Annotated in this window: 7 protein-coding genes; 4 read left to right on the forward strand and 3 right to left on the reverse strand. The window is 73.8% G+C overall.

Features of this window, described 5'->3' with window-relative positions:
• Positions 1-27 precede the first annotated feature (27 nt).
• Both I6A81_RS04190 and I6A81_RS04195 read left to right on the forward strand, forming a co-directional pair.
• Positions 28-1371 (forward strand): XRE family transcriptional regulator, encoded by a 1344-nt coding sequence (locus I6A81_RS04190; protein WP_203001790.1) that lies wholly within the window; start codon positions 28-30, stop codon positions 1369-1371.
• Between the two features lie 255 nt (positions 1372-1626).
• Complete coding sequence (locus tag I6A81_RS04195; protein WP_203001789.1) at positions 1627-3504, forward strand: BTAD domain-containing putative transcriptional regulator; 1878 nt, start codon at positions 1627-1629, stop codon at positions 3502-3504.
• Between the two features lie 188 nt (positions 3505-3692).
• Here the strand turns inward: I6A81_RS04195 and I6A81_RS04200 are convergent, their stop codons facing one another.
• Together I6A81_RS04200 and lysX are read right to left on the reverse strand one after the other, a co-directional pair.
• Positions 3693-4058, reverse strand: a complete 366-nt coding sequence (locus I6A81_RS04200; protein ID WP_203001788.1) for a DsrE family protein — start codon at positions 4056-4058, stop codon at positions 3693-3695.
• Positions 4059-4245: 187 nt separating this feature from the next.
• Positions 4246-7659 (reverse strand): bifunctional lysylphosphatidylglycerol synthetase/lysine--tRNA ligase LysX, encoded by a 3414-nt coding sequence (gene lysX / locus I6A81_RS04205; protein WP_307874464.1) that lies wholly within the window; start codon positions 7657-7659, stop codon positions 4246-4248.
• A gap of 370 nt (positions 7660-8029) precedes the next feature.
• On the opposite strand from lysX, the gene I6A81_RS04210 reads away from it, so the two are divergent.
• Positions 8030-8383 (forward strand): VOC family protein, encoded by a 354-nt coding sequence (locus I6A81_RS04210; RefSeq protein ID WP_203001787.1) that lies wholly within the window; start codon positions 8030-8032, stop codon positions 8381-8383.
• A gap of 247 nt (positions 8384-8630) precedes the next feature.
• Here the strand turns inward: I6A81_RS04210 and I6A81_RS04215 are convergent, their stop codons facing one another.
• Positions 8631-9395 (reverse strand): SGNH/GDSL hydrolase family protein, encoded by a 765-nt coding sequence (locus I6A81_RS04215; RefSeq protein ID WP_203001786.1) that lies wholly within the window; start codon positions 9393-9395, stop codon positions 8631-8633.
• 421 nt (positions 9396-9816) lie between these two features.
• On the opposite strand from I6A81_RS04215, the gene I6A81_RS04220 reads away from it, so the two are divergent.
• On the forward strand, positions 9817-10878 hold a 1062-nt coding region (locus I6A81_RS04220; protein WP_203010105.1), incomplete at its 3' end, for a serine/threonine-protein kinase.

The following is a 10878-nucleotide window of genomic DNA, read 5'->3' on the forward strand; positions in this document are numbered from 1 at the left end:
CACGAGCAGCAGGAGGAAGGCGACCTGATGGCGGAGCCGGAGGTTGAGCGGCCGCCCGACCCCGCGTCGGTCTCGACGGAGGCCGAGTTGCGGGTTGCCGTGCTTCGCCTGCTGGGTGACTCCTACGACAGAGCGGTGGAGCGGCGGACCGGGCTGTCCAAGACGACGGTGAACGACCTGCGCAACGAGCGCAGACGGCTCACCGCGAAGACGCTCACAATGATCATTGATGCCTACGACCCGTACCGGCGGGAGGCCTGGCTGACGGCCTGGCGAAGGGTCCGCGCACATTCCGCGCGCTCCCATCCCTCCTCGGCCGCGGACGACGGTCCGGTGGCCGGCCTTGGCCCCGGTCCCGAGGGCTCCGACGCCGGAGAAACCGCCGCGGTCGTGGCGGCACACGCGGACGGAAGCCCGCCGGTAGCCACGGACGGCAGCCCGCCGGCGGTCATGGCGGCGGGGACGGCCGGGGGTATCCGGACCGGGGGTATGCGGGAGGACTCCGGCGACGCCCCGGCGCGGCGCGGTCGCCCGGCCGCCGCCGGGACGGGCCGGGACGCGGGACCGCCGGCGCCGTCGGGGCGTCCGCCACGGCCACGGCCGGCCCCCTGGCGGATGGCCTCCGTGACGGTCGGCGCGGCGTTCGTGGCCGGCGCCCTCGCGAGCCTGATCACCTTCTTCGCCATGCGCGGGGACACGGTGACCGGCCCCGCTCAGCCCTCAGGGGCGCAGCCCGGGGCGGGCCTGCTCGTCGGCGGGCGCCCGCCGGGGGGCGGTCCCCCTGTTCTCGGGCCGGGCGGGGCCGGCGGGGCCGGCCCGGTCGGCGGTGCCGGCCCGCCGCGCGCCGACCTGAGCCCGCCGTCCCTCGGCGACGCGCCGCGCGCCCAGGGCTGCTACTCCATGCCGCTGCAGACCCAGGCCGACGTCGTGGACGAGCATGGCGCGGACCTCGCCGGCATCCGGCTCACCGAGCTGCGTTACGCCTACTACCCGTCCTGGCACCCGGCGCTGGCTCTCGGTGGTCGGCTCAGCGGGCCGGTTCCGTCCGGCTGGCGACTGGTCGCGGCCGCCTGGAGCGATCCCGCGACGACCGACTCCACCATCACCCACAATCGGGGCAACGGCCGTTTCTACCCGGGCGACGAGCTGGTGCCGAGCAGTCAGAACTGCTTCACGGTCCCGCCGTACAGCCTGGGCTACGGCGGATATTCCGGAATCACGACCCGCGTCTACGTCATGCTCGTGGACGCGACGAAGGTCGTTCCGTTTCTGCGGGCCGCCGGCCAGCTCGCCGGCCTGACCGAAGCCGACCTCGCGCAATGGGACGTCCGCGTGCTCGGCTATGCCGCCATCCCGTCCGATTCCATGTAGGCGGCCGGCCAGCGCCAGGCCCGGCGACGGCGGCGGGCAGGGACCTCGACGCGCCACACCGGGCTGACCCGCGCCGGCTGACCGGCGCGGGCACCCATCATCATGGCTGTCGTCGGCGCAATCAGGCCACCCTCGCCGTTAATCCTGTTGATTTCAATCATGCTAATTCCCCGCTGTCTGGATGATGACAAGGGCGGTCGCGCGGGGCTGTCACTATGATTCGGCGAGCATGGCGGGAAAGAGGTGACACGGCCGGTGAAACATCGTCTGGTAGTCGAGCCTGCCCGGCCGGTGACCGGCACGGCACCAGGCGCGGGCACGGGGCCGATGTCCGTTCATCTCCTGGGAGCCCCCTATGTCATGTGCGGGCCGGATCGGCAGCCGGCGCCGCGCGGCCGCAAGACGTGGGCTCTCCTGGCCTACCTGCTCGCCACCGACTCCACGCCCAGCCGCGAATGGCTCGCCGAGCTGCTGTTCTCCGACGCGGATGATCCGCTCAATGCCCTGAGCTGGAACCTGTCCCAGCTTCGCCGCCTGCTCGGCGTCTCCGCCACGGTCGGTGGCGACCCGGTCGAGCTACGGCTGCCACCCGGCACGTTCATCGACGTTCGCGCCCTTCGGACCGGTACCTGGATGCAGGCGCTGGACCTGCCGGGGCTGCGGCGTCAGTTCCTCGAGGGCATGTCCTTTCCCTCAAGCCCCGCCTTCGAGGTGTGGCTCCTGGCCGAGCGCCGCCACCTGGCGGGCGTGGCCGACGACGTGCTGCGCGAGGCCGCGCGGGCCAGGCTCGCCACGGGGGACGCACGCCGGGCGGTCGAGCTGGTCAGCGGCCTCGTCGCCTCCAGGCCACTCGACGAGGACGCCCAGGAACTGCTCATCCGGTCCTACGTGAGGGCGGGTGACCGGGGCGCGGCCGCGCAGCAGCGCGACGCCTGCGTCGCGCTGTTCCAGAAGGAGCTCGGCAGGCTTCCCGTGGAAGCCGTCCTGCGGGCGGCGGACGTCGAGCCCCCGCCCGATCCGCCAACCCGCATGGCTTCCGAGGTTGGTATCAAGGCGCGTCTGGAGGCGGGGCTCGCCGCGATGGACGCCGGCGCGATCGATTCCGGCGTCGCCTCGCTGCGGCAGGCCGCCGCGGACGCGCACGAGACCGGCGAGCCGGAGCTCGAGGCCAGAACGCTCGTCACGCTTGGCTCAGCCCTGATCCGCGGGGTCCGCGGGCGTGACGGCGAGGGCGCGGAGATCCTTCACCGGGCGGTCGCCGCCGCCGAGCGCGCCGCGGCTCCCACCTACGCCGCGCAGGCCCACCGGGAACTCGGCTACGTCGAGTTGCTCCGCGCCAGGTACGACCGTGCGTCGCGCTGGCTGGGCAAGGCGGCATCCCTCGCCGCCGACGACCCGGCCGAACTGGCCTGGGCGCGCGCCATACAGGGCCTGGTGCTGGCGGACATCGGTCGGCACTCCGACGGGCAGCGCGAGCTGCGCGACGCGGTCCGTCTGGCCCGCCAGGCCCGGGTCCCCACCGCGGAGACCTGGGCGCTGACCTTCGTCGGGCGCAGCCATCTGCTCCGCCACGAGCTGGCCGACGCCCGCGCCGTCCTGCGGGAGGCGCTGGCCGCGGCGCACCGGGCGCGCTGGACAGCGTTCGTCCCGCTCCCCGAGTCGCTGTTGGCCGAGGTGGACCTGATGGAGGGCCACGTCGACGAGGCGGCAGCCGCCTTCGAACACGCCTACGCCCTCGGGTCGCAGTTCGGAGATCCGTGCTGGGAGGGAATCTCCGCCCGCGGCCTCGGACTCGTCGCCGACCGGCGCGGTGACCTCGAAGCCGCCCTGCGGTGGGTGGCCGAGGGGCGCGCGCGCTGCGCCCGCCAGCCCGACGCCTGGCTGTGGATCGAGGGCTACTGCCTCGACACGCTGTGCGCGCTGGCGAGCAGGCATCCCGCGCGGCTCGCTGGGCCCTGGATCGCCGACCTCGAAGCCCTGGCGACCCGCACGGGTATGCGGGAACTCGTCGCCCGCGCCTACCTGCACCGCGGCCGCAACGGCGACCGCGACGCCGCCGAAGCCGCCCGCGTCCTCGCCGCCGAGGTGGACAACCCGGCCGTGCTCACCGTGGAGCGGCCACCATTCGTCTGACGGCGGCTCGTCGGACGGCGGCGTCGCGGGGGCCGGGGCCAGAGAGGCCGGGGCCAGAGAACGGTCCTCCTCCGGAACCAGAGCGGCGGCCTTCCTCGTCGAGGGAGGCCGCCGCCTGAATGGGTCGTCCGCTGGACGGATCGTCCGCCGGATCCCGGGGATGACGCCGTGCGCTGCCGAAGGGTGCCCTAGTAGCTGAAGGTGGTGGCGCCCTCGTCGCCGATCCACTGCCACATGGGAATGGTGCCGTTGAGCTCGGCGCCGGCGATCAGGTCGCCCTTGTCGAGCCGCCTGGCGTCGAAGCAGATCGGGCAGGCCATGAAACGACCGCCGGCCTTCTGGTACCGCTCGACCAGGTCGGGCAGCGACGGGCAGCCCTCACACGCCACACCGACGGCGACCCCGGGCAGGACGAGCCGGACCGCTTCCTTCGTGAGGAACATCAGGGTGGGCCGGCCCAGCTCGGCCGCCCCGACCGCGACCAGGAACGCGACGGTCACCTTCTCCGGGTCCTCCAGACCCGTGGTCAAGCTGATCACAGCCTTGCCGGCCATCGTTCTCTCCTCGTCGACGCTGGTTCGTGAACAAGGCGGAGCGTGCCCGAGCTGGATGTGACGTGGCCTGTGACCGAAGGCCAGCCCCGAGGTCAGGTAACCGACAACTCCCAGGCCGGGTGGGGTGGATGCCAGGCCTGGTGGGGTACGCGCGGCCTTCGGCCAGGGGCGCGGCGAGCGGCGGCGGTCAGCGGCCGGGCGCGGCGGCGGGAAGGGGCGCGGGCCGGACGAAGGGAAACGCGAGCGTCTGGCGGATGGAGGCCCCGGTGAGCATCATGACCAGCCGGTCGACCCCGATCCCGAGGCCGCCCGTCGGGGGCATGGCGTACTCGAGCGCGGAGAGGAACGCCTCGTCGACCTGCATCGCCTCCGGATCGCCGGCGGCGGCGAGCAGCGACTGTTCGGTGAGCCGGGTCCGCTGGTCGACCGGGTCGACGAGCTCGGAGTAGGCGGTGCCGATCTCGACGCCGAAGGCGACCAGGTCCCAGCGTTCGGCGAGCCGGGCATCTCGGCGGTGGGCGCGGGTCAGCGGGGAGGTCGCGGCGGGGAAGTCGAGGTAGAAGGTCGGGTCGGTCGTGGCGGGTTCGACGAGTTCGTCGTAGAGCGCCGCGACCAGCGTGCCCGCCGCCGCGTCCAGCGGCGGGGTGATGCCCCGTTCCCGGCACAGGCCGGCGAGTTCCTCCCTGGGCGTGTCGGCGGTGACGGCGCGACCGACGGCGGCGGAGACGGCGTCGTGCACGGTGACCGATCGCCACGGCCCCGACAGGTCGACGTCCGCGAGCCGCCCGTCCGGCCCGGGTCTGCGCGCGATTGGCGCGCCGTGCACGGCCGTGGCGACGGCGATGACCAGCTCACGGGTGAGGTCACGCATCTCCAGGTAGTCGCTGTAGGCCTGGTACGCCTCCACCGACGTGAACTCGGGATTGTGCGTGGCGTCGGCGCCTTCGTTGCGGAAATTCCGGTTCAGCTCGAATATCCGCGGCATTCCACCGACACAGAGCCGTTTGAGATACAGCTCGGGCGCGATCCGCAGATAGAGCGTCGAATCGTAGGCGTTGATGTGGGTGATGAACGGGCGCGCGTTCGCGCCGCCGTGGACCGCCTGCAGCATGGGAGTCTCGACCTCGGTGAACCGCCGGCTGACGAAGAATCGACGGATCTCACCGACCGCCCGGGAACGACCGACGAGCATACGCCTCGTGTCGGCATTGACGATCATGTCGAGGTGACGCTGCCGGGCCCTGGCGTCGGGGTCGGTGAACCCGGCGCGGGCGCTCGGCAGCGGCCGCAGGCATTTCGCCGCCATCTGCCACCCGGTCGCCGACACCGACAGCTCGCCGCGGCGAGAGGTCGTCACCTCGCCGGTCACGCTCAGGTGGTCGCCGAGATCCACGGCCGCGCGGAACAGCCGGTGCAGGGCGGGGTCGAGCCGGGAACGGTCGACCATCACCTGGATCGAGGCGTCGCCCTCCCGCAGAACCGCGAAGATCAGCCCGCCGTGGTCACGCAGCGCGTGGACCCGTCCCGTCACCGACACCCGGCGGTCCGTCCGGGTGTCAGGAGCCAGATCCCCGAAACGGCTCCTCAGGTCCGCGATCTCGCTGTCCCGCGCGACCGCCGCCGGGTAGGGATCCATGCCCGCGGCCCGCAACCTGTCCAGCTTGGCGTGCCGCACCCGCTGTTGCTCGGCGGGCCGTTGCCGGGGCAGGTCCAGCCGGAACGCCGCCCGGCGCTGCGCCGCGACCGCCTCGGCGAAGGGCAGTTCCCGTCCGTCGTACTCGACGGCTGTGTCTCGCGCGGGTTCCCGAGGCCTGGCGAAGGTCGGCAGGTATCCCTCGGCCATTCCCGCCGCGAACGCGACGCGGGTCAGGGTGAGCGTGGAGTCGTAGCACAGGTAGCGCGGCGTCCACCGCGGCAGATAGCGGGCGTTCGAACGGTACAGGCTCTCGATCTGCCAGAACCGCGAGGCCGACGTAAGCACCCGGGCGTTCAGCCGCGCGCCTGGCCCCGCGCCGATCCGCTCGGCGGCGCTGAACACCTCGCGGAAGATAGCGAAGTTCAGCGAGATCACCCGCACGCCGAGTTCGTCGCGCGCCGCGTCGACGAGAGCGGCGACCATCGCCTCGACGAGCCCGTTCTCCGCGTTCCTCTCGCGGCGCATCAGGTCCAGGGAGAGTCCACGCGATCCCCAAGGAACCATCGAGAGCACCCCGCGCAGCTGGCCGTCGCCGTCGTGCGCGAGCACCGCGACGCATGCCTCGTCGGCGGGATCGCCGAGCCGCCCGAGCGCCATGGAGAACCCGCGCTCGGTGTCGTCCCGGCGCCAGTCCTCGGCGCGCCGTCCGATCTCGGCGAGCTCGCCCGCCGACAGGGCCCCGTGGCGGGTCACGGTGATGGTGTAGCCCGCCCGGCGCACCCGGCGCGCCGCCCGCCGGACCGGCTCCATCCGCGCGTCCCTCAGGCTGAACTCGGCGACGTCGATGACGGCCTCGTCGCCGATCGGCAGGGCCTTGAGCCCGGCGGCGACGTAGGCTCGGGCGCCCTCCTCGCTCGCCGCCAGAACCGCCGGGAACCAGCCGAACAGCCGCGCCTCGGCGAGCCACGCCTCGATCGCGCCCGCCCACGCCGCGCGCGGGCCGATCGGGTCCGCGCTCGCCAGGCTGACGGCGGCGAGCACCCGGTAGGTCACCGCGGCGTCCCGCCGAGGCGAGAAGACCACGGACTTGTCGTGACGGGTCGCGAAGTAGCCCAGCGAGTCCCGCTGCCCGGCGCGCAGCAGCAGCCCGCGCACCACCAGTTCGTCGGCCGCGGTGAGGTAGGCCTTGGCCCGGGCCGACCTCAGGAAGACCACAGCCGCGGCTATGAGCGAGACGGCGGAGAGCAGGCCGGCCAGCACCGCGATCCAGTGGTAGCCGTGCTGCCCCTGCCAGCCCACCTCCGACGAGTTCGGCTCGACGCCGAGCGCCGCCCGCGCTCCCCACACGACCCTGCGCCCCACGCCGGTCAGCTGGGCCGGGAACAACAGGGTCAACGCGACCGACAACGCCACCGACGCGGCCAGCCCGCCCACCAGCACACCGAGTGCCCGCCACCGGGCGCCGGGCTCCAGCCGTGAGGAGAACGCCGGCCGGCTCAGCCACAGCAACGCCATGACGGCCACCGTCACCGCCGCGTTGGCGACCAGGTACGCGGCGCCGAGGGTCGACAGATCTCGCACGTCCCGCGCGCCGGTCACGAAGCGGACCAGCAGCGCGATCAGATAGCCGGCCGCCACCGCCTGGAACGCCAACAGCAGCCAGAGCGCGCCCCGCATCCGCCGCCGGACCGCGCCCGCGAGGACGAACAACAGCGCGGTCGAGAACAGGCTCGGGCTCACCGGGAGATTGACCAGCCCGAACACGTCGTCGACGCGGCGTGCCCAGTGGACCCGCCGCAGCGCCAGGCTGACCAGCGACCAGCAGGCCGCCACCAGCAGGATCCGGCCCACGACCGACACGACGGCGTCTCCCCGGCCGTCCATCGGCGCGTCGCGATGGGACGACGTCCGCGCTCCGCCGGCGGCGCGCGCGGCCGGGACAGCCCACCGGATCACGTTCGTCACCGGACGAGTCTCCTACGAGCGACGCCCCGCGCCGCGGCACAACCTGGGTGGCCCGGGAACTGGCTGGCGTCGCCGAGCGCACGGTGGCGGACGAACGCGACAGCCCACCCAACCGGCCTGAGGAGATCCTCGCGCGGGTCGAGGAATCATTCGGCTCCCGTCCGCCCAGGACGGCTTCGTCGTCGCCGACATCACTGCCGGCAGCCGGCGCGAGCGGCACACACCGCGGGCCGGCTCGGTCGGCTCGGCACCGCGGGCAGCCGTGCGACGACCGGTTCTGTTGCGGCTGACCTGCTGGCGACCCGAATCTGGTCCGAGGACACCTGGCCTGCCCGCGACGGGCTGGGAGCCACTGGGAGGTCAACGACCGATGCCGCGCTTCCACCACGCCAACCTGGGTGTGCCGCCGGGCCTCGACGAGGCCGAGGGCGCGTTCCTCATCGACGTCCTCCGCTATCGGAAGCTGGATCCGCCGCCCGGGCTCGTGGGCATCGCGCGGTGGTACCAGGCTGACGACGGCAGCGAGATCCACCTCAGCATCGACCCCGAACACCGGCCCGCCGCCCATGCCCACACGGCCATCGAGGTCGACGAAGGTATCGAAGCCCGGCTCGACGCCGCCGGCATCGCCTACCGGTCCGGCGGCTTCGGCGACCTCGTGGTGACCTTCTGCGACGATCCGGCTGGCAACCGGTGGGAGTTGCGCCGCCCACAGGGCGCCTAGACCTCGGCCCTCGGGTCCGCCGACGGCAATGCTCGACGACCGGCGGCTTGGGCACCAACCCCGTCACAGCCGACCTGCGCCGCCAGATCCGCCTGATGCTGCCGCTGCTGCGCGCCGCCGGCGCGACCGGCCCGGTGCGCGCCGCCGTGGTGAGCGCCATGGCTGACCGCGCGGCCGAGCCGGACGCGGCATCAGTCGATAACGTCCTGGCCACCCACGCGGACCGTGGCCGCGGGGAAAGACCAGGTCAGGTCAGCGCGGGCTCGACCAGGGCCCAGGTCCGGTGTTTCGCGTCCCGCCCGTCGCCGGACGAGCGCCCGGTGAGTCGTCGGGTCACCCAGGGGCGTACGTGGCGCCAGTAGTAGCTGGCCTCGGCGAACGGGCCGGACCGCCACGGCGCCGCGTCGGCGGGCGACGGCGAGGGCGAGGGCGGCTGGACGCCCAGGGCGGTGAGGACGAGGCTCGCGACGCGCAGATGACCGAGCGAGTTGAGGTGAAGCCGGTCCTGCGACCAGTAGCGCGGCTCGCGGATCTCGTCGTCGGCGAAGACGTTGACGAACAGCACGCCTCTGGCCCGGGCGATGTCGGCGGCCGTGTCGGTCAGCGCGGCCGCGCGCCGGTGCAGCGTCCGGCCGAACGGAAGCCGGCCGGACGGGTCGGGGCCGGCGAGCAGGACCGGTGTGACGCCCGCCCGCAGGCACCGGTCGACCGCCCGCGCGGTCAGGGTGGTAAGCCGGCCGAGGTCCGCGCCGGGACGCATCATGTCGTTGCCGCCGCCGTTGAGGGTCAGGATCGTCGGAGCCGGGTCGAGGGCGAGAGCCGCCTCGAGCTGCTCGGTGATGATCGGTTCGAGCAGCCGGCCGCGGATGGCGAGGTTGGCGTACCAGACCTCCGTCTGGTGGTGGGCGGCGAGCCCGGCCGCGACGAGGTCGGCCCAGCCGCGCGGGCCGTCCTCGCCCTGCTCGTCGCCGACGCCCTCGGTGAAACTGTCCCCGATCGCGACGTAACGCACAGCCGCCTCCTTCGCCTCGCGCCCGGTCGCGCTCTCGCGCCGCGCCCCGCCGCCAGGCTCTCGCCGGCGCGGCCGGCCGTGCCGGCCCCACCGGGAGCCGATCCGCCGCCAATTCTGCACATCGTGGCCGGAAGACGGCCGGGCCGACGCGCGGCCGCCGCCATCGCGCGGCCGCCAGCACGAAGCTCCGTGTCCGGGCCACCACGAACCGGGGCTTCGCCAAAAGGTCACCTGTCAGTGACAGGCGGGTTTCAACGCCAACTGGTAGGTGATGGTGCACTGTGAGACCTGACTACGGGGTGAGACCTGACTACGGGGGTTTCGTCGGTGACCCTCATCCGCGGGCACACCGGTTCGGCGAGCGCATGATGGCGCCGCCGCGTCGCGGGTCTCGGCCGGGGCCACGACGAGGAGGTACGCGGTGCCGCTGACGCCCCTGACCGACACCGACCCGGCCCGGATCGCCGGGTTCCGGCTGGTGGCCAGGCTGGGCGCCGGCGGGATGGGCGTCGTCTACGTCGGGGCGGACCAGGCCGGCCGGCCGGTCGCGATCAAGCTGGTGCGCACCGAGTACGCCGAACATCCCGAGTTCCGCGCTCGCTTCCGTCGCGAGGTGTCCGCGGCCCGCGCCGTCGAGGGAACGTGTACGGCCCGGCTGATCGACGCCGATCCGGACGCCCGCTCGCCGTGGCTGGCCACCGAGTACGTGGCAGGCACCAGTCTGGCCGAGGTGGTCGCCGCCGAGGGGCCGCTGCCGCCGGAGCTGCTGCGCGCCTTCGCGGCCGGGCTCGCCGAGGCCCTGTGCGCCATCCACGCCGCCGGGGTGGCTCACCGCGACCTGAAACCCGCCAACGTGCTGCTCGCCGCCGACGGCCCGAAGGTCATCGACTTCGGCATCGCCGCGGCGATCGAGTCGACGATGCTCGCCACCCACACCGGTGTCGGCGTGGGGAGCCCAGGCTTCATGGCTCCCGAACAGGTCACCGGGGACGCGCCGGTCGGAATGCCGGTCGACGTGTACGCATGGGGTCTGACCGTCGTCTTCGCGGCGACCGGTCGGGCGCCGTTCGGCGTCGGCCGTCCCGAAGCGCTCCTCTACCGGGCGGTGCACGGCGAGGTGGACCTGGCCGGGCTGCCCCCGGCGTTGGAACCGCTGGTGCGGGCGGCGTTGGACAAGGATCCGGCGCGGCGGCCGACGGCGGTCGCGCTGCTGGCCCGCCTCACCGGGCCGGCCACCGCGGGCGCCGGCGCCGCCGCGCGCGACGGTGGCGGGACGGTCACGGCCGACGGCGAGGCCAGGGCCGGTGCCACGGCCGGCGGCGAGGCCGAGCAGGCGCGCGACGCGGGAGACCTTGCCAGCGCCACCCGTCGGCTGCTGCGCGAGGACTGGCGCCCGCCCCGGGCGGCGGCGGCTCCTCCCCTTCCCACGGCCGCGCTCCGACCGCCGGGCCCGTCCGGCGTACCCGGCGGTGCCGGCCGTCGC

Source organism: Frankia nepalensis (genome assembly GCF_016786325.1).
Classification (GTDB): domain Bacteria; phylum Actinomycetota; class Actinomycetes; order Frankiales; family Frankiaceae; genus Pseudofrankia; species Pseudofrankia nepalensis.

Excerpts from the sequence above, each read along its gene's own strand:
- I6A81_RS04200 (WP_203001788.1), bottom strand. The coding sequence starts at position 4,058 with ATGGCCGGCAAGGCTGTGATCAGCTTGACCACGGGTCTGGAGGACCCG.
- I6A81_RS04210 (WP_203001787.1), top strand. The coding sequence starts at position 8,030 with ATGCCGCGCTTCCACCACGCCAACCTGGGTGTGCCGCCGGGCCTCGAC.
- I6A81_RS04190 (WP_203001790.1), top strand. The coding sequence starts at position 28 with ATGGCGGAGCCGGAGGTTGAGCGGCCGCCCGACCCCGCGTCGGTCTCG.